This window comes from Streptomyces hamibioticus, assembly GCF_047946815.1.
In the GTDB taxonomy this organism is placed as follows: Bacteria; Actinomycetota; Actinomycetes; order Streptomycetales; family Streptomycetaceae; genus Streptomyces.
Genome location: NZ_JBKKQY010000001.1, coordinates 6,512,485 through 6,536,237, shown reverse-complemented (window position 1 = coordinate 6,536,237; position 23,753 = coordinate 6,512,485). Strand labels below are relative to the sequence as shown.

Below are 23,753 nucleotides of genomic sequence, written 5' to 3'. Positions count from 1 at the left end.
ACCGGGCGACGCACGGCCGTGCCACGCCGACTCATGGCCGCGTTTCGCCGATCACCCGTACAGCGCGTTCGATCTGATCCCCGGAGAGGTCCGCACGGGCCGTCAGCCTGAGCCGTGAGATGCCGTCGGGCACGGAGGGCGGGCGGAAACAGCCCACGGCCAGGCCGGCGGCACGGCAGTCGGCCGCCCACCGCACGGCCCCCTCCGGGGAGGGCGCGCGCACGGACACGACCGCGGCGTCGGGACGCACCGAGTCCAGGCCCGCGGCCGTGAGCCGTGCGTGGAGTTCGGCCGCCACCTCGCGAGCCCGGGCCGCCCGCCCGGGCTCGCGACGCAACAGGCGCAGCGCCGCGAGCGCCGCTCCGGCCGACGCCGGGGCCAGGCCCGTGTCGAAGATGAACGTCCGGGCCGCGTTGACCAGGTGCTCGATCACCCGGGCGGGGCCGAGCACGGCGCCGCCCTGACTGCCGAGCGACTTCGACAGCGTCACCGTGACGACGACGTCGTCGGCGCCCGCGAGCCCCGCGGCGTGCGGGGCGCCCCGACCGCCGTCCCCGAGGACGCCGAGGCCGTGCGCGTCGTCGACCACCAGTCCGGCGCCGTGCTCCCGGCACACCCGGGCCAGGGCGGCCAGCGGAGCGGCGTCGCCGTCGACCGAGAAGACGGTGTCCGAGACGGCGACCGCGGGACCGTCGTGCGTCGCCAGCGCCTTGCCCACCGCCTCCGGGTCGGCGTGCGCCACGACCTGGGTGCTGCCGCGGGCGAGCCGGCAGCCGTCGATCAGGGAGGCGTGGTTGCCCGCGTCGGAGACGACGACGGAGCCGTGCGGCGCGAGCGCGGTGACCGCGGCGAGGTTGGCCGCGTACCCGGAGGAGAAGACGAGTGCCGCCTCGGCACCGCAGAAGGCGGCCAGTTCGCGCTCCAGCTCGGCGTGCAGCTCGGTCGTCCCGGTGACCAGCCGGGAGCCGGTGGCACCGCCGCCCCAGGTGCGCGCGGCACGGGCGGCGCCCTCGGTGACCTCCGGGTGCCGGGCCAGGCCCAGATAGTCGTTGCTCGCCAGATCGAGGAGCGCGGAGTCGGCCGGGCGCGGGCGCAGGGTCCGTACCAGCCCTGCGCGGCGGCGCAGCGCCGCCTGCTCGTCGATCCAGCCGAACGCCATGGGTCGGTCCTCCCCGGACGGGTTGCTCAGACGGTGTTTTGTAGGCAGTGAACAGACACTAGCGGCAGCACCGGCGACGCACGGTGTGGCGATACCCACACGGTGAACCGCCTCTGTTGTGCGAAGTCTCCTTGGCCCGAGGGCCTTGAGTAGGACAGGATCGGCTCCCATGGACCTGCTGAACACGCTGGTGGACAAGGGGCTGCGGCGCGAGCTGCCGACCCGCGAGGAGGCGCTGGCCGTCCTCGCGACTTCCGACGACGACCTGCTCGATGTGGTGGCCGCGGCCGGCAAGGTGCGCCGGCACTGGTTCGGCCGACGGGTGAAACTCAACTACCTCGTCAACCTCAAGTCCGGCCTGTGCCCGGAGGACTGCTCCTACTGCTCCCAGCGGCTCGGCTCCAAGGCCGAGATCCTGAAGTACACCTGGCTGAAGCCCGGGCAGGCCTCCGAGGCCGCGGCGGCGGGTGTGGCCGGGGGCGCCAAGCGGGTCTGCCTGGTGGCCAGCGGGCGCGGTCCGACCGACCGGGACGTGGACCGGGTCTCGGAGACCATCAGGACCATCAAGGAGCAGAACGAGGGCGTCGAGGTGTGCGCCTGCCTCGGGCTGCTGTCCGACGGGCAGGCGGAGCGGCTGCGCGCGGCCGGTGCGGACGCCTACAACCACAATCTGAACACCTCCGAGGCGACGTACGGGGAGATCACGACCACCCACACGTACGCCGACCGGGTGGACACGGTGCAGAAGGCGCACGCCGCCGGGCTGTCGGCCTGCTCGGGGCTGATCGCGGGCATGGGCGAGAGCGACGAGGACCTGGTCGACGTGGTCTTCTCACTGCGCGAACTGGACCCGGACTCGGTGCCGGTGAACTTCCTGATCCCGATGGACGGCACACCGCTGGCCGAGGAGTGGCACCTCACCCCGCAGCGCTGCCTGCGCATCCTGGCGATGACCCGGTTCGTGTGCCCGGACGTGGAGGTGCGCATCGCGGGCGGGCGCGAGGTCCATCTGCGCTCGATGCAGCCGCTCGCCCTGCACCTGGCCAACTCCATCTTCCTCGGCGACTACCTCACCAGCGAGGGGCAGGCGGGCAAGGCCGACCTGGAGATGATCGCGGACGCCGGCTTCGAGGTCGAGGGCACCGGCCAGGTGACGCTGCCGGAGCACCGGGCGGGCGCCGGCTGCGGTGCGCACGAGGGCGGTGCGGGCTGCGGCACGCACGAGACCGGCGGTGGCTGCGGCACGCACGAGGGCGGTGGTGTCTGCGGCTCCGCCCCGGCCGCCGCGCGGACCGCCGAGGAGCCGCGCACGGACCTGGTCGCCGTACGCCGCCGGGGTGCCGGAACGGATCTCGCGCCCAATGCCTGACCCGAAGCTGAGCGTGGACGACCTGCTCGCGCTGGACCGGCGGCACGTCTGGCACCCGTACGGCCCGATGCCCGGCCGGCAGGACCCGCTGGTCGTGGAGTCGGCGAGCGGGGTGCGGCTGCGGCTCGCCGACGGCACGGGCGAGCTGGTGGACGGCATGTCGTCGTGGTGGTCGGCGATCCACGGCTACAGCCACCCGGTGCTGAACGAGGCCGCGCGCGGGCAGCTGGAGCGGATGAGCCACGTGATGTTCGGCGGGCTCACCCACGAGCCCGCCGTGCGGCTGGCGAAGCTCCTGGTCGACATGTCGCCCGAAGGCCTGGAGCACGTGTTCCTCGCCGACTCCGGGTCGGTGTCGGTCGAGGTCGCGGTGAAGATGTGCCTGCAGTACTGGCGCTCGCTCGGCCGCCCGGGCAAGCGGCGGATGCTCACCTGGCGCGGCGGCTACCACGGCGACACCTGGCAGCCGATGTCGGTGTGCGACCCCGAGGGCGGGATGCACGAGCTGTGGACCGGCGTGCTGCCCCGCCAGGTGTTCGCGGACGCGCCGCCGGCCGGGTACGAGGAGGCGTACGCGGAGCACCTGCGCGCGATGGTCGCCCAGCACGCGGACGAACTGGCCGCGGTGATCGTCGAGCCGGTGGTGCAGGGCGCGGGCAGGATGCGGTTCCACTCCCCCGCGTATCTGCGGGTGCTGCGCGAGGCGTGCGACGCGCACGACGTGCTGCTGGTGTTCGACGAGATCGCGACCGGCTTCGGCCGCACCGGCGCGCTGTTCGCGGCGGAGCACGCGGCGGTGACGCCGGACGTGATGTGCCTGGGCAAGGCGCTGACCGGCGGCTATCTGACCCTGGCGGCCACGCTGTGCACCTCGCGGGTGGCCGACGGCATCTCGCGGGGCGAGGTGCCGGTGCTCGCGCACGGGCCGACGTTCATGGGCAACCCGCTGGCGTCGGCCGTGGCGTGCGCGTCGATCGAGCTGCTGCTCGGCCAGGACTGGCACACCGAGGTCAAGCGCATCGAGACGGGGCTGCGCGACGGGCTGGCGCCCGCGGCCGAGCTGCCCCATGTGACCGACGTCCGGGTGCTCGGCGCGATCGGGGTGGTGCAGCTCGACCACGCCGTGGACATGAAGGCGGCGACGGAAGCCGCCGTGCGCGAGGGCGTCTGGCTGCGGCCGTTCCGCGACCTGATCTACACCATGCCGCCGTACGTCACGAGCGACCCGGACGTGGCGGCGATCGCGCGTGCGGTGTGCGCGGCGGCGCGGGAGGGATGAGATGCCGGTACTGGTGATCACGGGCACGGGCACGGAGGTCGGCAAGACGGTGGTGACGGCCGCCGTCGCCGCGACCGCGGTGGCGGCCGGCCGGTCGGTGGCCGTGCTGAAGGCGGCGCAGACGGGCGTGGGCCCCGGCGAGCCGGGGGACGCACAGGAGGTCGCGCGCCTGGCGGGGCCCGTGACGGCCGCGGAACTCGCCCGGTACCCCGAGCCGCTGGCGCCGGCGACGGCCGCGCGCCGGGCCGGGCGGCCGCCGGTGCGTCCACAGGAGGTGGCGGACGCCGCGGCCAAGCTGGCCACCGAGCACGACCTGGTGCTGGTCGAGGGCGCGGGCGGGCTGCTCGTGCGGTTCGACGCGGCGGGCGGCACCCTGGCGGACGCCGCCGCGCTGCTGGGCGCGCCGGTGCTGGTCGTCGCGGCGGCCGGCCTGGGGACGCTGAACACCACGGAGCTGACGACGCGTGAGCTCCGTGGTCGCGGACTGGAGCCGGCCGGCGTCGTGATCGGCAGCTGGCCCGAGGAGCCGGACCTGGCCTCGCGCTGCAACCTCGGCGACCTTCCGGACGTCTCCGGCGTGCCGCTGCTCGGTGCCCTGCCCGCCGGCGCCGGGTCCCTGGCCCCGGACGCCTTCCGGGCGGCGGCGCCGCTGTGGCTCGCGCCCCGGCTGGAGGGCACGTGGGACGCGGAGGCGTTCCGGGCGCGGGAGGCGCCCTGAGCGGCGGGGCGTGACGGCGGCCCCCGCGGGACGTGGCGACGGCTCCCCGGCGGGGGCGTGAAGGGGCCCCGGCGAGGCGTACGACGGCGCCCGTCAGGGGCGTGAGGCGGTGCCCTCTGCGGGGCTGAGGTGGTGCCCCTGCGGGGCGTGAGCCCGGTGCTGGGGCGGGACGGCGCCCGGCGGCGGGGCGTGAAGCGGTGCCCGGCAGCGGGGGTGCGCCGGGGCGGTACGGGGGACAATCGCGGTAAGGCGCCGCCTCGTGAGGGAGGTCCCATGCCGTTCCTGCCCGCCCGTTCCGGCCCGGTGCCGCGGGATGCCGTGCACCACCCGCTGTTCGCCCGCTGCTACGCCCGGTTCAGTGTCCGCGCCGAGACCCGCATGGGCATGGGCACCTTGCGTGACCGGATGCTCGCCGGGCTCTCGGGGCGGGTGATCGAGATCGGCGCGGGCAACGGGCTGAACTTCGCGCACTATCCGAGCGGCGTCTCGGAGGTCGTCGCCATCGAACCGGAGCGGCTGCTGCGGCACCTGGCCGTGGAGGCGGCCGTGCGCTCCCAGGTACCGGTCGACGTGGTGCCGGGTGCGGCCGAGGCGCTGCCGGTCAAGAGCGAGGCCTTCGACGCGGCCGTGCTGTCCCTGGTGCTGTGCAGCGTGCGGGACGTGCCGCGGGCCCTCGCGGAGGTGCGCCGGGTGCTGCGGCCGGGCGGCGAGGTGCGGTTCCTGGAGCACGGCGTGGGCGGCGGGCGGGTGATGACCTTCACCCAGCGCGCCCTGGACCGGACGGTCTGGCCGCTCGTGTCCGGCGGCTGCCACCTGTCCCGGGAGCCGGTCACCGGCCTGCGGGAGGCCGGGTTCACCCTGGGCCCCTACCGGCAGGTCCTGGTACCGGAGCAGGGGCCGCGGCTGCCCAGCTCGTACTGCGCGCTGGGCACGGCCTGGCGGGCCGCGGACGGGGACTGAGGCGTCGTGCGGTCCCCGGTTGTCGGGTGCGGTGGGCCGCCGTCCTCGGCCGAGGCCCGCGCGTGATGGGTGAGCGCGGCCGCGGCCGTTCTCCCCTGCCCGGTCGGACGTACTGGTGCCGTTGCCGCGCACGGCGAGCGGTTGCCCGTCCTCGGCCGCACCGAGCCGGCCGTCGGGACCGGCCGTCGGGACCGGCCGTCGGGACCGGCCTGGAGCGCGGCCGGGGTGTGGTGCCGTGGGATGCCCGGCACGCCGGCGCCCGCCGACTTCTCCACGGGTGCGGCGAGCGGCAGCCGGCGCCCTGCAGGACGTGTTCTGCGGTTCTCCGCGGCCCCCGGCCGAGCCGTACGGCAGCGGCTCGGGCGGGGGCGCGCCGATCAGGAGAAGGCGGCGGCCCAGGTGTTCGGGCCGACGATGCCGTCCGCCGTCAGGCCCCGCTTCGCCTGGAAGTCGCGGCACGCGGCGTCGGAGCCGGGGCCGTACTGGCCGTCCACGGACAGCGCGTACCCGAACCGCGTGTTCATCCGGTGCTGCCAGGTGGCCACGCTCGCGTGCACGAACGTCGGAGGCTGCCGGAAACTCACCCCGGGATACGGCAGCGGTCCGCCGCCGGGGTTCACCTCACCGCTGAGTACCCGCGCGTAGAGGGCGCCGGGGCACTCCGTCCCACGGTGGTCGCGATGTCCGGTGATGGCGCGGGCCGCACCGCCCGACACCCGCAGCCGGTTGATGCCGTACCGGATCGCGTCGATCAGCTGCGGGGTGACCGTGTCGTAGTTGCCGGGGGTGCCGCCGGTGAGCGCGCATACCGCGTACCAGTCGTCATTGCCCTGCGTGGTGCCCTGCGCGGCGGTACGTACCTTCTCGCCCCGCCCCTCGAAGACGTAGCCGTGCACGCAGGCGAGGTGGCTGTAGGCGATGTCCGACCAGCCGTTGGAGTCCATGTGATGGTTCTGGATGCCCCGTACCTGGGCGGCGCAGTCCGCGTGGTTCGACCTGGCGACCTTGACCGCGTCCACGTGGTGCACGACGACGCCGCCCTGCGCGGGGGTGATGTTGCCGCTCACACTGCGGGGCGCGCGGGCGCCCCACTGGGAGCGGGAGACGAAGGTGGCCATCAGTCGCGGTCTCCCCGGCTCACGGCGCAGTCCACCGCGGCGTTGAGGGGCTCCGCGTACGCACTGCGGGCCGCTTCGGGCGCGTAGCGGGCGGCGGGGTGACGGGGGTGGGTGACCAGGGGCAGTTCGCGTAACGGCGCCGGGACGGGGGTCGCGGCACGAGCGGTGCCGGTACATATGGCAGGTAGCGCGAGTGCGCAGCCGGTTGCGGCGAGCAGAGCGGCGCGGCGTGACGGGCCGTGTCTCAACGGGCCTCCAGGTGACTGTGGGGGAACAGTGATTGTCAGGAACTCAACAATGCACCGTCAAGGTGTCCGCAGCACCCCAACTCGCAAGCGGCCGGCCGACTTCAGGTCGTCGCGGTCACTGGCCGCGGCCCGTGCCGCCGGCCGCCGGGGCCGGCTGGGGCTGTGCCGCGAGGCCCCGGACGGTCCGCCGCCGGACGAGTGCCGCGTCCGGAACACGTCCGGCGAACTCCCGGGGAGCAGCCGGACGCCGAGAGAGACATCCGGTCCCGGGTGCTCGTGCCTGTCCGTGCCGGAGCCGTACAGGGAGGCGTTCGCGCCGGTCGTGGCGGCGTCGCGCGGGGCCGGAGCGTCCAGATGCCGGAATTCCGCTTCCGCCGCCTCCCCGCGGTGATGGGATCACCGCATGAGTGAGCTGCGGATACGGGCCGCCGGGCCCGAGGACCTGGACGCCGTGCTGGCCTTCTGGAAGACGGCCGCCGAGGGCACGAGCATCAGCGACGACCTGGACGGCGTGGAGCGGCTGGTCGCCCGCGACCCCGAGGCGCTGATCCTCGCCGAGCGGGGCGGCGAGCCGGTGGGCACGGTGATCGCGGGCTTCGACGGCTGGCGCTGCCATCTGTACCGGCTGGCGGTGCATCCGGGCCACCGCCGTCAGGGCATCGCCTCGGCCCTGCTGGCCGCCGCCGAGGAACGCTTCGCACGGCTCGGGGGGCGGCGTGCGGACGCGATGGTGCTGGTGCGCAACGAAGACGCCCAGCACGCCTGGCGGGCCGCCGGGTACACGCCGGAGGAGCGGTGGCGGCGCTGGGTGAAGCCCCTGGCCCAGGCGTGAGCCGGCGCGCGCCGGAAATCCGTCCGGCGCGTGGCAGCGCGCGGTGCGCCCCGCTCTGGCCGATCATGGGACGGAGGTGAACCGATGACCGAAGTGCTCCTGCTGCTGGTGGCGATCCTGCTGTCGCTCATCTGCGGTGCCTTCGTCGCGGCGGAGTTCTCCCTGACCACCGTCGAGCGCGGCGAGCTGGAACGGGCCGCGGCGCGCGGTGACCGGGGCGCGCCGGGCGCCCTGAAGGCGGTACGGAACCTGACGTTCGAGCTGTCCGGGGCGCAGCTCGGCATCACGGTCACCAACCTGGTGGTCGGCATGCTCGCCGAGCCGTCGATCGCCGCGCTGATCGCGGGCCCGCTGCGGGACCTCGGCGTCTCCCGGTCGGTCGCCTCCTCGCTGGCGCTGGTGCTGGGCACGGCACTGTCGACGGTGGTGCTGATGGTGGTCGGCGAGCTGGTGCCGAAGAACTGGGCGATCTCCTCGCCGCTCGCGGTGGCCCGCCGGGTGGGGTCCCCGATGCGCTGGTTCAGCGCGGTCTTCCGGCCGTTCATCACCCATCTGAACAACACGGCCAACCGCATCGTGCGCCGCCTCGGCGTGGAGCCCGCCGAGGAACTGGCGTCCGCGCGCGGGCCGCAGGAACTGGCCGCGCTCGCCCGGCACTCCGCCCGGGAGGGCGCGCTGGAAGCGGACACCGCCGAGCTGTTCGTGCGGACGCTGAACCTGGCCGACCTGACCGCGGAGAACGTGATGACACCACGCGTGCAGGTCATCGCCCTGGACGACCGGGCGACGTGCGAGGACGTGGCGAACGCGACCCGGGCGACCGGCCTGTCCCGGTTCCCCGTCTACCGGGAGAACCTCGACACGGTGGTCGGCACCGCGCACATCAAGGACGTGCTGGCGGTGCCGGCCGAGCGCCGGCCCCGGGCCGCCGTCGCCGAGCTGATGCGCGAGCCCCTCCTGGTGCCGGAGACACTCACCGTCGACCGGCTCCTGGACCGGCTGTCCGGGCGGCGCACGATGGCCGTCGTCATCGACGAGTACGGCGGTACGGCGGGGGTGGCGACACTGGAGGACATCGTGGAGGAGGTCGTCGGCGAGGTGCGGGACGAGCACGATCCGCACGAGATGCCCGAGCTGGACCCGGCCGGCACGGACGAGAGCGGCCACGCGCTGTACTGGGCCGACGGCGCGGCCCGGGTGGACCGGCTCGCCCGGCTGGGGTTCCGGGTGCCTCAGGGGCCGTACGAGACGCTGGCCGGGCTGGTCGCGGCCGGGCTGGGACGGATCCCGGCGGTGGGCGACACGGTGGAGGTGGCCGGCTGGCGGCTGGACGTCGTGGACGCGACGGGCCGCCGGGCGGCCCGGGTGCTGCTGCACGCCCCGCTCGACGACGAGCCGGCCGGCGACGCGGACGGGGAGGTCGGGCGGTGACCGCCGTACAGCTGCTGATCGGTCTGCTGACACTGGTCCTGAACGCCTTCTTCGTGGGCGCCGAGTTCGCGCTGATCTCGGTGCGCCGCAGCCAGGTCGAGCCGTACGCGGAGGACGGCGACCGGCGGGCGAAGAGCGTGCTGTGGGGACTGCAGCACGTGTCCGCGCTGATGGCGGCGGCCCAGTTGGGCATCACGCTGTGCACCCTGGTGCTGGGTGTCGTCGCGGAGCCGGCGATCGCGCATCTGCTGGAGCCGGCGTTCCACGCCATGGGCGTGCCGTCCGGCGCGGGGCACGTGGTGTCGTTCGTGATCGCGCTGAGCCTCGCGACGTATCTGCACATGCTGCTCGGCGAGATGGTGCCGAAGAACATCGCGGTGGCGGAGCCGGTGCGCAGCGCGCTGGCGCTCGGCCCGCCGCTGGTGGCGCTGGCACGGGCGCTGCGACCGGTGATCTTCACGATCAACGCCTTCGCGAACGCCCTGCTGAAGCTGTTGCGGGTGGAGACGAAGGACGAGGTCGCGGCGACGTTCACGGACCGGGAGCTGGCCCAGATCGTGAAGGACGCGAGCGAGGCCGGCCTCATCGACGACCGGGCCCAGGAACGGCTGCACGACGCGCTGGAGCTGGTCCGGCGCTCGGTGCGGGACGTGGTGCTGCCGCTGGAACGCGTCGTGCACGCGCGCGTGGGCATCACGCCGGAGCAGTTGGAGCGGCTGTCGGCGGAATCGGGGTTCTCCCGCTTCCCGGTGGTGGACGACGGACGGCAGATCGTCGGGTACCTGCATGTGAAGGACGCCCTGGACGCCTCGCCCCGCAGGGAGCCGTTCCGGCTGCGCGACATGCGGCCCATCGCGCGGGTGCGGGAGACCACACCGCTGGACGACGTGCTGACGGCGATGCGGGGCAGCCGTACGCATCTGGCGGCCGTCCTGGGGACCGACGGGCGGCTGGCGGGGCTGGTGACCATGGAGGACGTACTGCGGGAGCTGTTCGGGCAGCGGACCTGAGGCCCGGCACCGGCACCGGGCGACCGACCGGTGGGTATGTGCAGGCGCTACCATTTCTGTCGCCATGCAGACGAACCCCACCTACTCCAGCCTGGTCGCGGTCGGCGACTCCTTCACCGAGGGCATGTCGGACCGGCTGCCCGACGGCTCCTACCGGGGCTGGGCCGATGTCCTCGCCGGCCGGATGGCCGCCCGCACGCCCGGCTTCCGCTACGCCAACCTCGCGGTGCGCGGAAAGCTGATCGGGCAGATCGTCGACGAGCAGACGCACCTCGCGGCGGCCATGGGCGCCGACGTCATCACCCTGGTCGGCGGACTCAACGACACACTGCGGCCCAAGTGCGACATGGGCCGCGTACGGGGGCTGCTGACCGAGGCCGTGGAGCGGCTGGCCCCCAACTGCAAGCAGCTGGTGCTGATGCGCAGCCCCGGCCGCCGGGGCCCGGTGCTGGAGCGGTTCCGGCCGCGCATGGAGGCACTGTTCGCCTGCATCGACGAGCTGGCGGAGCGGCACGGCGCGGTCGTCGTCGACCTGTACGGGGCGCCGGCCCTGGGCGACCCGCGGCTGTGGGACGTGGACCGGCTGCACCTGACCGCCGAGGGGCACCGCCGGGTGGCCGAGGCGGTGTGGCAGGCCCTCGGGTACGAGGCCGAGGATCCGCACTGGCGCACCCCGCCGCCGACGGCGCTGCCGCCGGGCTGGGTCCTGCGGCGCGCCGCGGACCTGCGGTTCGCCCGGCAGCACCTGCTGCCGTGGGTCGGCCGCCGGCTGACCGGCCGCTCCTCCGGGGACGGGCTGCCGCCGAAGCGTCCGGAGCTGCTGCCCTACGAGGCGTGAGATTCCGCCCGGGGGAATCGGGTGACCCGAGCGCCACCCACGGACGGGACCGTCGTTGAGCCGGGCCCGATCAAGCAACTCGGCTTCGTCTCCGGCGTCGCCGTCGCCCTGCTGGCGTCGGCCCCCGCCGCTCCGGCGGCTCCGGCCCACGGGACGTCCGCCGGCGTTCCCGGAGGGGCGCTGCTGGACGGTCTGCTCGGGTCCCTGGAGATCGGGAACCCGGCCACCTCACTGCAGTCGCTGCTCCCCACGGGCATCGCCGGCAGGTGACGGTGCCCGCCGCAAGGACCCACCGCCGTCCTTGAGGGCCCGCTGTCGTCGCAGGTCGGAGGGCGTCTCCCCGGCGCTCTCCGGCCTGCGTGCGCGTTCCGGGGCCGGTCCGGGCGCCCGGTACACTCCGTACACGTGACTTCCGCTGCCGCCAAGCCCCGCATCCCGAACGTCCTCGCCGGACGGTACGCCTCCGCCGAGCTCGCCACGCTCTGGTCCCCCGAGCAGAAGGTGAAGCTGGAGCGGCAGCTCTGGCTCGCCGTGCTCCGCGCCCAGAAGGACCTCGGCATCGAGGTGCCCGACGAGGCGATCGCCGCCTACGAGCGGGTGCTCGACCAGGTCGACCTGGCCTCCATCGCCGAGCGCGAGAAGGTCACGCGGCACGACGTGAAGGCCCGGATCGAGGAGTTCAACGACCTCGCCGGGCACGAGCACGTGCACAAGGGCATGACCTCCCGCGACCTCACGGAGAACGTCGAGCAGCTCCAGATCCGGCTGTCGCTGGAACTGATGCGGGACCGCACGGTCGCCGTGCTGGCCCGGCTCGGCAAGCTGGCCGGCGAGTACGGCGAGCTGGTCATGGTCGGCCGCTCGCACAACGTCGCCGCCCAGGCCACCACGCTGGGCAAGCGCTTCGCCACCGCCGCCGACGAGCTGCTGGTCGCCCACGGCCGGGTGGAGGAGCTGCTCGGCCGCTACCCGCTGCGCGGCGTCAAGGGCCCGGTCGGCACCGCCCAGGACATGCTGGACCTGCTCGGCGGCGACGCCGGCAAGCTGGCCGAGCTGGAGCGCCGGATCGCCGGGCACCTGGGCTTCTCGCAGGCCTTCACCTCCGTCGGCCAGGTCTACCCGCGCTCGCTGGACTACGAGGTGGTGACCGCGCTGGTGCAGCTGGCGGCGGCGCCGTCCTCGCTGGCGAAGACGATCCGGCTGATGGCCGGACACGAACTGGTCACCGAGGGCTTCAAGCCCGGCCAGGTCGGCTCCTCGGCGATGCCGCACAAGATGAACACCCGCTCCTGCGAACGCGTCAACGGCCTCATGGTGATCCTGCGCGGCTACGCCTCGATGACCGGGGAGCTGGCGGGCGACCAGTGGAACGAGGGCGACGTGTCCTGCTCGGTGGTGCGCCGGGTGGCCCTGCCGGACGCGTTCTTCGCGCTGGACGGGCTGCTGGAGACGTTCCTGACCGTGCTCGACGAGTTCGGCGCCTTCCCGGCCGTCGTGGCCCGGGAGCTGGACCGCTATCTGCCCTTCCTCGCCACCACCAAGGTACTGATGGGCGCGGTGCGCGCGGGCGTCGGCCGAGAGGTCGCGCACGAAGCGATCAAGGAGAACGCCGTGGCGTGCGCCCTCGCGATGCGCGAGCAGGGCGCCGAGCGCAACGAGCTCCTCGACCGGCTCGCCGCCGACGAGCGCATCCCGCTCGACCGCGCGCAGCTGGCCGACCTGATGGCCGACAAGCTGTCCTTCACCGGTGCCGCCGCCGACCAGGTGGCCGTCGTGGCCGGGCGCATCGAGGAGATCGTCAAGCAGCACCCCGAGGCCGCGGGCTACACGCCCGGAGCCATTCTCTGAGGAGCCCGTCCCGCATGGCGCGCTTCACCCCGGCGGAGCTGGAGGCCGCCCGCGACCGTCTGGTACCGGACGTCGTCGCGGACGGTCTCCGCGTCCTCTTCTGCGGCATCAACCCCGGTCTGATGACGGCCGCGACGGGCCATCACTTCGCCCGCCCCGGCAATCGCTTCTGGCCGGTGCTGCACCTGTCCGGCTTCACCCCGAGGCTGCTGAAGCCGTCGGAGCAGCGGGAGCTGTTGTCGTACGGGCTCGGCATCACGAACGTCGTCGCCCGGGCGACCGCCCGCGCGGACGAACTGTCCGCCGAGGAGTACCGCGAGGGCGGCCGGCAGCTGGCGCTGAAGGTGGCCCGGCTGCGCCCCCGTTGGCTGGCGGTGGTGGGGGTGACCGCGTACCGGGCGGCGTTCGACGACCGCAAGGCCCGGGTGGGCCCGCAGCAACGGCTCATCGGGGGCACGCGCGTGTGGGTGCTGCCCAATCCCAGCGGGCTGAACGCGCACTGGACGGCGCAGACGATGGCGGAGGAGTTCGCACGGCTGCGGGTGGCGGCGGAGGCGTAGCCGGTCACGGCGGGTCCGTGTCCTCGGCGATGGAGACGTAGCCGGTCACGGCGGGGCGGTCTCCGTGACGACCGCCAGCAGTTCCACCTCGTCCTCCTCGTCCCGGTCGGCGACGGCGATCGCCAGCCAGCGCGCGGTGCCCTGCGCCTCCCAGAGGTAGGCCATCGGCGCTCGTGCCGCGAGTCCGGCCCAGGGCTCGGGTATCTCCTCGTGTTCGGTGCGCAGCAGGACCGTCTGCAGGTTCCACGGGTCGGTCTCCCCCCAGCGCGCCGCGAAGTGTTCGTAGAGGGCGTCCCGGTGTTTCTCGTACTGCTCGACCGTGGCCGCCCGCTCCGCCCGGTCGCCGCCGCGCAGCCCGTGGCTGCTCTCCAACGCCACCACGAAGTGGCCGTGTCCTCCCCTGCCTCCGGCCGACGGGCCGTGCCCCACCGTGAAGGGGCGGTGGCACAGCTCGTCGACGAGGGCGATGTGCCGCGCGATGTCCATGGGTCCAGTAAAGCGGCGGCCACTGACAATTGGCGGGGAGTCAGCCGCGGCCCGGGCTCAGGCGTCGTACCGCTTCAGCCGCCAGGCGCCGGCGAGGACGGCGGCGGCCGTCCACACCCCGGTCACCGCCAGCCCCGACCAAGGGCCGAGGGTCCCGTCCCAGGTCTGGTGCAGGACCACCTGCCCCGCCTTGTCGGGCAGGAAGCCGGTGACGCCGCCCGCCGCGTTCCCGATCACGAACGAGATGATGAGGATGAACGGGATCAGCACCGACAGGGTGGCCACGCCGCTGCGGAACAGGGCGGTGAGGCCGGCCGCGAACACGGCCATCAGCATGAGGTAGATCCCGCAGCCCACGACGCCGCGCACCTGCTCACCGGTCGTGAGTCCGCTCGCGGCCGAACCGAGGCCGCCCCGCGCCGCGGCGAGGGCGGCGAGCGCCGTGACGAGCCCGACGGCGAGCGCCGGCAGCGCGACGACCGTCAGCTTCGCCGCGAACCACCGCCCGCGCTGCGGAACCGCCGCCAGCGAGAGCCGGATGGCTCCCGAGTGGTACTCGGCGGACACCGCCATGGCGCCGAACGAGATCGCGGCGATCTGGCCGGGCATGACGCCGGACAGGGCCGTGTACAGCGGATCGAAGTCCGGGTCCGAGGTGTCGGAGACTCCGGCCAGCGCGGAGAAGGCGGTGGTGGCGGCGAACACCGCGAACAGTGCGCCGTACAGCGACCGCAGGGAACAGAGTTTGATCCACTCGGCGCGGAGGACGGGGGTGAACTCCATGGTCAGGCCTCCTGCGGCTGTGCGGTGAACTCGGTCTCGGCCTCGGTCAGGCCGAGATACGCCTGCTCCAACGTGCCCTCCTCGGGGGCCAGTTCGAGGATCGGCACGCCTGCCTCCGAGACCAGCCGCCCGATGTCGTCCACGCGCGCGTCGTACACGGTCCAGTGCCCGTCCTCGTGCTCCGTGACGTCGTGACCGTGCCGGCCGAGGACGTCCTTGAGGGCGTCGGCGTCCGGCGTACGGATACGGACGCGCGGCCGCACGCGCGCGTGGATGAAGTCCCGCATCGGGGTGTCCGCCAGCAGACGGCCCCGGCCGAGGACCACGAGGTGGTCGGCGAAGGACGCGGTCTCGTTCATGAGATGGCTGGAGACCAGAACGGTACGCCCCTCCGCCGCGAGTCGGCGCACCAGCTCCCGGATCCAGATGATGCCTTCGGGGTCGAGGCCGTTGGACGGCTCGTCCAGCATCAGCACCTCCGGGTCGCCGAGCAGTGCGGCGGCGATGCCGAGCCGCTGGCGCATGCCCAGGGAGAAGGTCTTCACCCGGCGGTGCGCCACCGCCGCGATGCCCGTCTCCTCGAGCACCTCCGCCACTCGGCCGGTCGGGATGCGGTTGCTCGCCGCCAGGGCGCGCAGATGGTCGCGGGCGGTGCGCGAGCCGTGGGCGGCACCGCCGTCGAGCAGGGCACCGACGCGGCGCAGGGGTTCACGGAGTGCGGCGTAGGCGTGTCCCCCGACGGTGGCGGTCCCGGAGGTCGGCCGGTCCAGGCCGAGCACGAGCCGCATGGTGGTCGACTTGCCGGCGCCGTTCGGGCCGAGGAAGCCGGTGACGCGGCCCGGCCGCACGCTGAAGGTGAGGTCGTCGACGGCGCGTCGGGTGCCGTACTCCTTGGTGAGGGCGTGGACGTCGATGTCGGTCATGGCAGCAGCGTGCCGGTGCGTGCGGGGCCGGTCCTCCCCCGCCGGTGGAGATCGTCTCCCCCCTGCGGGGGAGGTCCGTCACCGGGACCGCTGCGAGGATGAGGGAATGGTCCGGCTGCTGCGCCCGCTCGTCCGGTGGAGGACGTACACACGACTGATCCACCTGTGGGTGCCGATGCTCATCGTGAGTGTGTGGGCGCTGGTCGATGGGCCGACGATGTGGTGGTCCCTGGTCGTGCTGGTCCCGGTCGGGCTCGTCCCGGCGGTGCGGTCCGGAGAAGGGATGCAGGCGCGGTGGCTGCTCGCGCTGGGACGGGAGGACACGGCCTTCTCGGTGGCTCCGTCGGCGACCTGGCGGGACCGGCTCCGCACGGTGGTGTGGCTGGAAGTGCGCATGGCGCTGGGCGGATGCGCCGCGTTCGCGTGCGTCTGGATGCCGATCCTCGCCGCCGAGCTGATCGGCCTGTCCCTCGGGTACCCGAGCGACGGCGCACCCGTGGTGTGGGACGCCGACCCCCACTGGGCGTACGCGTTCCTGGCGCCGCTCCCCCTCCTCGCGCTGTACGGCGCCGTCGTCGGCCTCGGAGCCCTGGCGACGGCGGCGGCCCGCACGCTCCTCGGCCCCTCGGCGGCCGAACGGCTCGCCGCTCTGGAGGAGCGCACCGAGCAGCTGCTGGAACGCAACCGCATCGCGCGCGAGTTGCACGACTCGATCGGTCACGCCCTGACCGTGGCGGTCGTGCAGGCGGGGGCCGCCCGGGCGGCGAACAGCCCGGAGTTCACCGAACGCGCGCTGACCGCCGTCGAGGAGACCGGGCGGGCCGCGCTGGAGGACCTGGAACGCGTGCTCGGCGTCCTCAGGGAGGCGGGGCAGCCGGCGAGCGCCCGGCCCACGCTCGCGGACGCCGACCGGCTGCTGGAGTCCGCGCGGTCCTCGGGGGCGAAGGTCGTCGCCGAGGTGACCGGTCCGCTGGACTCGGTGCCGGGGCCGGTGTCCCGGGAGGGGTACCGGATCCTCCAGGAGTCGCTCACCAACGTGCTGCGGCACGCGGGTGCCGTCCCGGCGCGGGTCCACATCGACGTGGTGAACGACGTGCTCACCCTGGAGGTGCGCAACCCCCTGTCCGCCGGGCGCCCCGGACCCGGCCGGGGCAGCGGTCTGCGCGGCATCCGCGAGCGGGCCGCGCTCCTCGGCGGACGTGCCCGCACGGGTCCCGACGGCGGTGACTGGCAGGTGCGCGTCGAGCTGCCGTTGGGCTGATCAGGGGCAGGCTCTAGGCTGGCCGGATGCCGGTCACCGTTCTCCTCGTCGACGACGAACCCCTCGTACGGGCGGGTCTGCGGGCCGTGCTGGAGGCCCAGCCCGACATCGAGGTGGTCGGGGAGGCGGCCGACGGGGCGGCGGTCATTCCGCTGGTGCGGCAGGCCCGGCCCGATGTCGTGGCCATGGACGTGCGGATGCCTTTGGTGGACGGCATCGAGGCCACCCGCACACTGCTGCGGACGGTGGCCGATCCGCCGAAGATCCTGGTGGTGACGACGTTCGAGAACGACGAGTACGTGTACGAGGCGCTGCGCGCGGGCGCCGACGGTTTCCTGTTGAAGCGGGCCCGTCCGGCGGAGATCGTGCACGCGGTGCGGCTGGTGGCCGAGGGCGACTCGCTGCTGTTCCCGGCGTCGGTGCGGCAACTGGCCGCCGAGTACGGGGACGACGGCGGGAACCGGGCGGCGCGCGCGGCGATGGAGCGGGCGCAGCTGACCGAGCGGGAGGGCGAGGTGCTGCGGCTGATGGCGCGAGGGCTGTCCAACGCGGAGATCGCCGCCCGGCTGGTCGTCGGCACGGAGACGGTGAAGTCGCATGTCAGCGCCGTCCTGGCCAAACTGGGGGCGCGGGACCGCACCCAGGCGGTGATCGCCGCGTACGAGTCGGGTTTCGTCGCTCCGGGCTAGGTCCTGTTGCCCGGCCGGGGCGTGGGGTCTGCCGCCGGCCTGGCGTGGCACAGGTGAGCGGACCGGCGCTCGCCCGGGGACCGGGGGCCGAGTACGATCCGGCCAACACGCGCACGAGCTGGGAGGACGGACGGTGGGGCGGCTGACCGGCGGGGATCCCTCGCTGTTGCGGAGGATCAACTCCGCGGTGGTGCTGCACGCGCTGCGTGCCACGGACTGCGCGACGCTGACCGAGATCACCCGGGTGACGGGCCTGTCCCGGCCGACCGTGGAGGGCGTCGTCGAGGGGCTGATCGAGGCCGGTCTCGTCGTCGAGGCGGCGGCCGAGGAGGGTGCGGCCCGCAGGCAGGGGCGGCCCGCGCGGCGGTTCCGGTTCCGGGCAGAGGCGGGGCATCTGCTGGGTCTGGAGATCGGGCCGCACCGCGTCGCCGCGCTCCTCGCCGACCTGCACGGCCGGGTGATCGGCGCGCAGGCCAAGGACGTCGACGAGACCGCGTCGGCCGACGAGCGCCTGGAGCGGCTGCGCAGCGCGGTCGCCGAGCTGCTGCGCCGGGCCGGAGTCGCCCGCAGTTCGCTGCGGGCCGTGGGCGCGGCGACGCCGGGGATCGTCGAGGCGGACGGCACGGTGCGGCTGGGCACCGCGCTGCCCGGCTGGACGGGGCTGCGCCTCGGGGAGCGGCTGGGCCGCTCCTTCAAGTGCCCGGTGCTGGTGGAGAACGACGCCAACGCGGCGGCGGTCGCCGAGCACTGGAAGGGCGCCGCCACCGAGTCCGACGACGTGGTGTTCGTGCTGGCCGGGCTGAGCCCCGGGGCCGGTGCGCTGATCGACGGGCGGCTGCACCGCGGGTACGGCGGGGCGGCCGGCGAGATCGGCGCGCTGCATCTGCTGGGCCGGGAGGCGACGCCGGAGACGCTGCTGTCGACCACCGACGAGCCACTGCACCCGCTGGACGAGCAGGCGGTCGCCAAGGTCTTCGCCCAGGCGCGGGACGGCGATCAGCGGGCCCGCGCGGCGGTCGACCGCTTCATCCGCCGGCTGGTGCACGACGTGGCGGCGCTGGTGCTCGCCCTGGACCCGGAGCTGGTCGTCATCGGCGGCTGGGCGGCCGGGCTGGACGGGGTGCTGGAGCCGCTGCGGCGCGAGCTGGCCCGCTACTGCCTGCGGCCGCCGAAGGTGACGCTGTCGCTGCTCGGCGAGGCGGCGGTGGCGACGGGCGCCCTGCGGCTTGCCCTCGACCACGTCGAGGAGCAGTTGTTCGCGGTGGAGGGCACCACGGCACGCCGCTGACACCGGCGACGCAGGGGGCCGCCACCGAAACCCCGGGCCCCTCGGGCTCCCCGGCCGGTCAGCGGCCCCGGGACCCGTCTGCGGCGGAGGGGGGTCCCCGGGAGGGGCGGGTCCGGGACACGGCCGGGTCCGCAGGGGCGAGAGCCCGGTGATTACGGGTGTCGGACCCGGGCCGTCGGCCCGCGCCGGTCGGTCAGGAGGCGCGGGTCTCCGGGCCGTGGTGGATCTCCACGTCGCCCGAGTCCCCGAAGGTCAGCCGGCAGGTGTCCGCCCGGTAGGTCGCGACGGAGAGCGCCACGGTGCGTCCCTCGGCGTGATAGCGGGTGGTGACGACGAGGACGGGCGCGCCGGGCAGCCGGTCCAGTTCCCTGGCGTCGTCGGCGCGGGCCGACCCCAGCTCCACGGCGCTCTCCTGCCGCTCCAGCTCCAGACGCTGCAGCTCGCGCAGGACGGCACGCGCGCGTGCCGTACCGGACGGCGCGTCGATCGCGGACAGGTCGGGCACGGAGGACGGCGGGATGTACAGCAGCTCCGCCGCGACCGGCTGGCCGTGTGTGACCCGGAACCGGCGCACGGTGTGGACGGGCTCCTCGCGACCGGTGCCGAGCGCCTCGGCGACGGCCGCGGGCGGGGGCGCCAGGGTGCTGTCCTGCGGCTGCCAGGCGTCGCCGGACGCTCCGGACCAGGCGTGCTGCCGGGTGCCGACGGCCACGCCCACGCGCGGCGGGGCGACGGTCGTCCCGACACCGCGGCGGCGCTGGAGCCGACCCTCCAGTTCGAGCTGCTCCAGGGCCTGGCGGAGCGTGGCCCGGGCGACGCCGAAGCGCGCGGCGAGGTCCCGTTCGTTGGGCAGGATCTCGCCCACCGAGAACTCCGAGTCCAGTGCCTCGCTGAGCACGGTCTTCAGATGCCAGTACTTCGGCTCCGGCACCGATTCCAACTGCGTGGTCCCCACCCTGTCCTCCGCAATCGCCGTGGTCCGGCGGCGTTTTAGCGCCCTTGTTTATTAAAGGTTGTTTCACTTCTCTGCGACCATAAGACGGCCCTCGCCCTTGGTCAAGACCAATCCTGGCCCCTTGGGCCCCGCGCGGGCGGGGCGCGGCACAGCGTTCACGGCGCGTTCGCGGTGGGCCGGGTGAGTGACGGGACGGCGAAGCCCCCGTCACGGGACGGGGGCTTCGCGCCGACGGCGGTGTGCGGATGCGCGGCTGTGGGGCTGTGGGGCTGTGCGGCTAGGCCGCCAGCGACCGCAGCTTGTCCGGGTTGCGGACGATGTACACCGCCTGGATGCGTCCGTCCGCGACGTCCACCTGGAAGACCGAGTCGGGCTTGCCCCCGGACAGGGCCAGCAGCGCCGGCCCGCCGTTGAGCTCCAGGAAGCGGTAGGAGAAGTCCGGGATGCCCTTCCGCGCGGCGCCCAGCAGGAAGCGGCCCACCTTGTCGGCGCTCTCCACGACCCGCAGCGGGGCCTTGGCCTTGCCGCCGCTGTCGCCGACCAGCCGGACGTCCGGCGCGAGCACCGACATCAGCCCCTCGAGATCGCCCTCGGCCGCGGCGGCGAGGAAGCGTTCGGTGAGGTCGCGGCGCTGGGCGGGGTCGACGTCGTAGCGGGGCCGCCGCTCGTCGACGTGCTTGCGGGCCCGGCCGGACAGCTGGCGCACGGCGGCCTCGCTCCGGTCGAGCACCGCGGCGATGTCGGCGTACGGGTAGCCGAACGCCTCCCGCAGGACGAAGACCGCGCGCTCCAGCGGAGACAGCGACTCCAGGACGACGAGGACGGCGAGGGAGACGGAGTCCGCGAGCACGGCGCGCTCGGCGGTGTCCGGGGCGGTGTCGCCGAAGTCGGTGACGTACGGCTCGGGGAGCCAGGGGCCCACGTACGTCTCGCCGCGTGCCTTGATCTGGCGCAGCCGGTCGATGGCGAGGCGGGTGGTGACGCGCACCAGGTAGCCGCGCGGCTCGCGGACGGCCGCCCGGTCGGCGCCGGACCAGCGCAGCCAGGCCTCCTGGACCACGTCCTCGGCGTCGGCGAGCCGTCCCAGCATGCGGTAGGCGACGCCGAGGAGGACGGAACGGTGCTCTTCGAAGACGTCGGTGGCGGTGTCGGTGGTCACCGCTCCATCCCAGCGGACGCATCCGGCCCTGTCCAGGCCGGATCGCCGCGGGCCCGGGCCGGGGCGGGCAAAACCATGGCCAAGGGTCTACCCGTCGGTAGCTTTTGCTGACACCCTGTCTACACAGACCCCGTCAGGCGTCCCAGAGGAGATCCATGTCCGCCACCGCCTCCTTCACGGTCCCCACTCCGCACGGCCCGCAGAGCCTGACCGTCGCCTACGCGCGCGTGGGCGACGGTGAACCGCTGCTCCTGCTGCACGGCATCGGTCATCACCGCCAGGCCTGGGACCCGGTGGTGGACATCCTGGCGACCGAACGCGACGTGATCGCCCTGGACCTGCCGGGATTCGGTGCCTCCCCGGCGCTTCCGGACGGCCTGCCGCACGACCTGGCGACGATGAACGCCGTGCTCACCGGCTTCTGCGCGACGATGGGGCTGGACCGCCCGCACGTGGCCGGCAACTCCCTGGGCGGCCTGCTGGCCCTGGAGCTGGGGCGGGAAGGTCTCGCGCGGTCCGTCACCGCGCTGTCCCCGGCCGGCTTCTGGTCCGAGGCCGAGCGGCGCTACGCCTTCGGTGTGCTCAAGGGCATGCGGGCCACCGCCCGACGGCTGCCGCTGCCGCTGGTCGAGCGGCTGTCCCGCACCGCGGCCGGCCGCACGGCCCTGACGAGCACCATATACGCCCGGCCGGGCCGCCGTTCGCCCGAAGCCGTGGTCGCCGAGACCCTGGCGCTGGCCGGAGCCGAGGGCTTCACCGAGACCCTCCGCTCCGGGCGCGAGGTGCGGTTCGCCGACGACGTCCCCGGCATACCGGTCACCGTGGCGTGGGGCAGCCGCGACCGGCTGCTCGCACCCCGGCAGGGCGTGCGCGCCAAGCGGGCCATCCCCCGGGCCCGTCTGGTGCGGCTGCCCGGCTGCGGCCACGTGCCGATGAACGACGACCCGGCGCTGGTCGCCCGCGTCGTCCTCGACGGCAGCCGGAGCCGCCGTCAGGAGTCGAGCGCCTTGAGCACCTCGTTCAGCACCGTGGCGTTGTAGGGCATGCTCACGTGCGGGGTGTGGTCATCGGGGTCGATGTCCTGCAGGACGATGTTCCGGACGTGGCGGCCCTCGGTCTCCTCCAGGGCGCACGAGGTGTACGGCGTGACCACGTCGTCGTACCGGGTGGCGATGACGGTGTGGCGGACGCCCTCCGTCGTCTCGCCTAGCTCGGCGAGTTCCCGCTGGAAGGGGTGGTCGTGCTGGAGCTGGGGCCAGGCCGGCACGACCTGCCCGACGCGCCCTGTTCGACGATCTCCAGTGCGCCGGGGATCTGGCGGGCGAGGTTCATCAGGCCCTGTGCGGTGACGCCGTGGTTGCTGGGCGCGATGCCGATGAAGTTGTGCACCTTCGGGCCGCCGCCCAGGGCGTTGAGAAAGTAGCGGGGCATCATGCCGCCCTGCGAGAAGCCGACCAGGTCCACCTTCGGGGCGCCGGTGCGCCGCAGCACTTCGTCGACGAAGTCCGCGAGCTGCTGGGCGGAGCGCTTGATGTCGCCGAGCCCGAAGATGGCGGGGTTGAGGTACTGCCCGTAGTCCGGGCGGAAGACCCGGTAGCCCTGTTCGCGCAGCAGAGGCGTGGCCGCGGTCCAGGTGTAGCCGCGGTTGCCGAAGGTACCGTGGACGAGCACCACCGGGCGGGGGTGCTCCTCGGTGAGCGGTAGGTCCCAGTCGTCCTCGCCGCCGTCGACGTCGACGGCGGCGACGACATGGGCGCCAGCGGTCTCGGCCAGGGCGGTCAGCCGGTGCGGGGCCTCAGTGAGGTCCGTGGTGACGTCGTCCGAATTCCTCCCCGGCATACGCGGGTTCAGGAAACTCACGACGTGCCGCCTCCTTTCCTGCCGGAAATCCGGCTCGGGCGGGAAATCCGGCGATTCCCCGCTGGCTTCCCAGTGTGACGTCCAGGGATTTCCGTAACGATCCCTCGCACGAGGGAAAGAATCCCCCCTTTCGCGTGAATAGAGGTCACTCCTTCGGGCCCGTATCCGCGACCGGAGCCACGCCCCCGGCCAGGCCCGGCGCCACCCGGACGGTCACGGCGCGCAGCAGACGCACGTACGGACTCCAGGTGACGGGACGGGCCGCCCGGCCCGTGAGCGCACGCTCGGCGCAGTCGAGCGCATGCCGGAAGACCGCGTCGTGCAGCGGCCGGAAGAACAGCCGCCGGCCGAGCCACCGCACCCCTCGCGGACGCAGCACCAGCGTGTGGCGCAGCACGGTCCGGGTAGCACTCCGATCCGCCGCGTCCGACCGCTCGTCCGGCGGCTCGACGGCGAATTCGTGGAAACCCTCGAAGCCCCGCGGGCCGGTGAACCGGAACCTCACCCAGTGGCCGGGCACGTAGTGGCTCACCACGTACCGCACGGGCCCGTGGCCCCCGCACACGCCGACGGCGAGGGGCCCTTCGAAACGCATGGGCGGCCAGCCCGGCGGCCAGAGCCGGTCGTCCGCGCCGCCCAGGCCGTCGAGCAGGGCACCGACCTCCTCCGGAGCGGCGCCGAGGGTGCGTTCGTGGACATTGAGTACGGCGATCACAGAAGGCAGCCTGCCCGGGCGCCCGCACCGGGAACTCCCTCGATCGGGGAGCCCGTACGCACGCTCCGAGCGCGCATGCCGCACCGTGCGCCGCCGGATTCACCACAACGCGCTTTCCCGGACGGGCACTTGTGAGGTGGCCGGTTCCAGCCGTCCGGGCCGCCCCGGCGGACGGCGGCCGAGCAGGGCGTCGGCTCCCCGCCGACGGGCTCTCGACGGGTGGCCCGCATCCGCGTTCGGCCGGTGCTGGGGCGAAGACCGGTC

The 23,753-nt window shown here is 74.0% G+C and carries 25 protein-coding genes; 15 read left to right on the top strand and 10 right to left on the bottom strand.

What is annotated here, in order from left to right; translation table 11 throughout:
• Window positions 1-31 precede the first annotated feature (31 nt).
• The gene (locus ACLGIH_RS29740) at window positions 32-1,159 is read right to left on the bottom strand and encodes an 8-amino-7-oxononanoate synthase (RefSeq protein ID WP_416528363.1); all 1,128 of its coding nucleotides are present in this window, start codon (window positions 1,157-1,159) and stop codon (window positions 32-34) included.
• Between the two features lie 169 nt (window positions 1,160-1,328).
• On the opposite strand from ACLGIH_RS29740, the gene bioB reads away from it, so the two are divergent.
• The 4 genes from bioB to ACLGIH_RS29720 all read left to right on the top strand — a co-directional run bounded on the left by bioB (window position 1,329) and on the right by ACLGIH_RS29720 (window position 5,485).
• Window positions 1,329-2,528 carry a biotin synthase BioB gene (bioB, locus tag ACLGIH_RS29735; RefSeq protein WP_416528362.1) on the top strand — a complete coding sequence of 400 codons (1,200 nt, stop codon included), beginning with the start codon at window positions 1,329-1,331 and terminating at the stop codon, window positions 2,526-2,528.
• Window positions 2,521-3,807, top strand: a complete 1,287-nt coding sequence (locus ACLGIH_RS29730; RefSeq protein ID WP_416528361.1) for an adenosylmethionine--8-amino-7-oxononanoate transaminase — start codon at window positions 2,521-2,523, stop codon at window positions 3,805-3,807. Before bioB ends, ACLGIH_RS29730 begins: the two co-directional genes overlap by 8 nt.
• Window position 3,808: 1 nt before the next feature.
• A complete protein-coding gene (bioD, locus tag ACLGIH_RS29725; protein WP_416528360.1) occupies window positions 3,809-4,525 on the top strand; it encodes a dethiobiotin synthase in 717 nt (238 codons plus the stop codon).
• 273 nt (window positions 4,526-4,798) lie between these two features.
• The gene (locus ACLGIH_RS29720; protein WP_416528359.1) at window positions 4,799-5,485 is read left to right on the top strand and encodes a class I SAM-dependent methyltransferase; all 687 of its coding nucleotides are present in this window, start codon (window positions 4,799-4,801) and stop codon (window positions 5,483-5,485) included.
• A gap of 377 nt (window positions 5,486-5,862) precedes the next feature.
• Here the strand turns inward: ACLGIH_RS29720 and ACLGIH_RS29715 are convergent, their stop codons facing one another.
• Window positions 5,863-6,603: a peptidoglycan recognition protein family protein gene (locus tag ACLGIH_RS29715; protein ID WP_416528358.1), complete on the bottom strand. Its 741-nt coding sequence runs from the start codon at window positions 6,601-6,603 to the stop codon at window positions 5,863-5,865.
• 651 nt (window positions 6,604-7,254) lie between these two features.
• Here ACLGIH_RS29715 and ACLGIH_RS29710 point away from each other — a divergent pair.
• The 7 genes from ACLGIH_RS29710 (at window position 7,255) to mug (ending at window position 13,370) form a co-directional block, all read left to right on the top strand.
• On the top strand, window positions 7,255-7,683 hold the full coding sequence (locus ACLGIH_RS29710; RefSeq protein ID WP_416528357.1) for a GNAT family N-acetyltransferase: 429 nt from the start codon (window positions 7,255-7,257) through the stop codon (window positions 7,681-7,683).
• Between the two features lie 84 nt (window positions 7,684-7,767).
• Window positions 7,768-9,114, top strand: coding sequence for a hemolysin family protein (locus ACLGIH_RS29705; RefSeq protein WP_416528356.1), 1,347 nt, complete (start codon window positions 7,768-7,770; stop codon window positions 9,112-9,114).
• The gene (locus ACLGIH_RS29700) at window positions 9,111-10,124 is read left to right on the top strand and encodes a hemolysin family protein (protein WP_416528355.1); all 1,014 of its coding nucleotides are present in this window, start codon (window positions 9,111-9,113) and stop codon (window positions 10,122-10,124) included. The genes ACLGIH_RS29705 and ACLGIH_RS29700 overlap by 4 nt, the downstream gene beginning before the upstream one ends.
• Before the next feature lie 64 nt (window positions 10,125-10,188).
• On the top strand, window positions 10,189-10,962 hold the full coding sequence (locus ACLGIH_RS29695; protein WP_416528354.1) for an SGNH/GDSL hydrolase family protein: 774 nt from the start codon (window positions 10,189-10,191) through the stop codon (window positions 10,960-10,962).
• A 21-nt stretch (window positions 10,963-10,983) separates the two neighbouring features.
• Window positions 10,984-11,232 (top strand): hypothetical protein, encoded by a 249-nt coding sequence (locus ACLGIH_RS29690; RefSeq protein WP_416528353.1) that lies wholly within the window; start codon window positions 10,984-10,986, stop codon window positions 11,230-11,232.
• Between the two features lie 135 nt (window positions 11,233-11,367).
• Window positions 11,368-12,810 (top strand): adenylosuccinate lyase, encoded by a 1,443-nt coding sequence (gene purB, locus ACLGIH_RS29685; protein ID WP_416528352.1) that lies wholly within the window; start codon window positions 11,368-11,370, stop codon window positions 12,808-12,810.
• Window positions 12,811-12,824: 14 nt separating this feature from the next.
• Window positions 12,825-13,370, top strand: coding sequence for a G/U mismatch-specific DNA glycosylase (gene mug, locus ACLGIH_RS29680; RefSeq protein WP_416528351.1), 546 nt, complete (start codon window positions 12,825-12,827; stop codon window positions 13,368-13,370).
• A 45-nt stretch (window positions 13,371-13,415) separates the two neighbouring features.
• Here the strand turns inward: mug and ACLGIH_RS29675 are convergent, their stop codons facing one another.
• Genes ACLGIH_RS29675 through ACLGIH_RS29665 form a run of 3 tightly spaced genes read right to left on the bottom strand, consistent with a single transcriptional unit; the run spans window position 13,416 to window position 15,562 of the window.
• On the bottom strand, window positions 13,416-13,856 hold the full coding sequence (locus tag ACLGIH_RS29675; RefSeq protein ID WP_416528350.1) for a hypothetical protein: 441 nt from the start codon (window positions 13,854-13,856) through the stop codon (window positions 13,416-13,418).
• A 57-nt stretch (window positions 13,857-13,913) separates the two neighbouring features.
• Window positions 13,914-14,639 carry an ABC transporter permease gene (locus tag ACLGIH_RS29670; RefSeq protein WP_416528349.1) on the bottom strand — a complete coding sequence of 242 codons (726 nt, stop codon included), beginning with the start codon at window positions 14,637-14,639 and terminating at the stop codon, window positions 13,914-13,916.
• Window positions 14,640-14,641: 2 nt separating this feature from the next.
• Window positions 14,642-15,562: an ABC transporter ATP-binding protein gene (locus ACLGIH_RS29665; RefSeq protein WP_416528348.1), complete on the bottom strand. Its 921-nt coding sequence runs from the start codon at window positions 15,560-15,562 to the stop codon at window positions 14,642-14,644.
• Between the two features lie 106 nt (window positions 15,563-15,668).
• Here ACLGIH_RS29665 and ACLGIH_RS29660 point away from each other — a divergent pair, with 106 nt between their 5' ends.
• The 3 genes from ACLGIH_RS29660 (at window position 15,669) to ACLGIH_RS29650 (ending at window position 18,800) form a co-directional block, all read left to right on the top strand.
• Window positions 15,669-16,823 (top strand): sensor histidine kinase, encoded by a 1,155-nt coding sequence (locus ACLGIH_RS29660; RefSeq protein ID WP_416528347.1) that lies wholly within the window; start codon window positions 15,669-15,671, stop codon window positions 16,821-16,823.
• 26 nt (window positions 16,824-16,849) lie between these two features.
• Window positions 16,850-17,512, top strand: a complete 663-nt coding sequence (locus ACLGIH_RS29655; RefSeq protein WP_416528346.1) for a response regulator transcription factor — start codon at window positions 16,850-16,852, stop codon at window positions 17,510-17,512.
• Between the two features lie 133 nt (window positions 17,513-17,645).
• Window positions 17,646-18,800, top strand: a complete 1,155-nt coding sequence (locus ACLGIH_RS29650; RefSeq protein WP_416528345.1) for an ROK family transcriptional regulator — start codon at window positions 17,646-17,648, stop codon at window positions 18,798-18,800.
• A gap of 193 nt (window positions 18,801-18,993) precedes the next feature.
• Here ACLGIH_RS29650 and ACLGIH_RS29645 read toward each other — a convergent pair whose 3' ends face one another.
• The gene (locus ACLGIH_RS29645) at window positions 18,994-19,755 is read right to left on the bottom strand and encodes a GntR family transcriptional regulator (protein ID WP_416528344.1); all 762 of its coding nucleotides are present in this window, start codon (window positions 19,753-19,755) and stop codon (window positions 18,994-18,996) included.
• A 277-nt stretch (window positions 19,756-20,032) separates the two neighbouring features.
• Window positions 20,033-20,914, bottom strand: coding sequence for an RNA polymerase sigma-70 factor (locus tag ACLGIH_RS29640; protein ID WP_416528343.1), 882 nt, complete (start codon window positions 20,912-20,914; stop codon window positions 20,033-20,035).
• 155 nt (window positions 20,915-21,069) lie between these two features.
• Here ACLGIH_RS29640 and ACLGIH_RS29635 point away from each other — a divergent pair, with 155 nt between their 5' ends.
• Window positions 21,070-21,954, top strand: a complete 885-nt coding sequence (locus ACLGIH_RS29635; RefSeq protein WP_416528342.1) for an alpha/beta fold hydrolase — start codon at window positions 21,070-21,072, stop codon at window positions 21,952-21,954.
• On the opposite strand, the gene ACLGIH_RS29630 is transcribed toward ACLGIH_RS29635, so the two are convergent.
• From ACLGIH_RS29630 to ACLGIH_RS29620, 3 genes are all read right to left on the bottom strand, one after another.
• Window positions 21,906-22,181 (bottom strand): hypothetical protein, encoded by a 276-nt coding sequence (locus tag ACLGIH_RS29630; protein ID WP_416528341.1) that lies wholly within the window; start codon window positions 22,179-22,181, stop codon window positions 21,906-21,908. The two genes, ACLGIH_RS29635 and ACLGIH_RS29630, sit on opposite strands and share 49 nt — an antisense overlap.
• Window positions 22,121-22,774: an esterase/lipase family protein gene (locus ACLGIH_RS29625; RefSeq protein ID WP_416528340.1), complete on the bottom strand. Its 654-nt coding sequence runs from the start codon at window positions 22,772-22,774 to the stop codon at window positions 22,121-22,123. Before ACLGIH_RS29625 ends, ACLGIH_RS29630 begins: the two co-directional genes overlap by 61 nt.
• Before the next feature lie 145 nt (window positions 22,775-22,919).
• Window positions 22,920-23,486 (bottom strand): SRPBCC family protein, encoded by a 567-nt coding sequence (locus ACLGIH_RS29620; protein WP_416529512.1) that lies wholly within the window; start codon window positions 23,484-23,486, stop codon window positions 22,920-22,922.
• Between the last annotated feature and the right edge of the window lie 267 nt (window positions 23,487-23,753).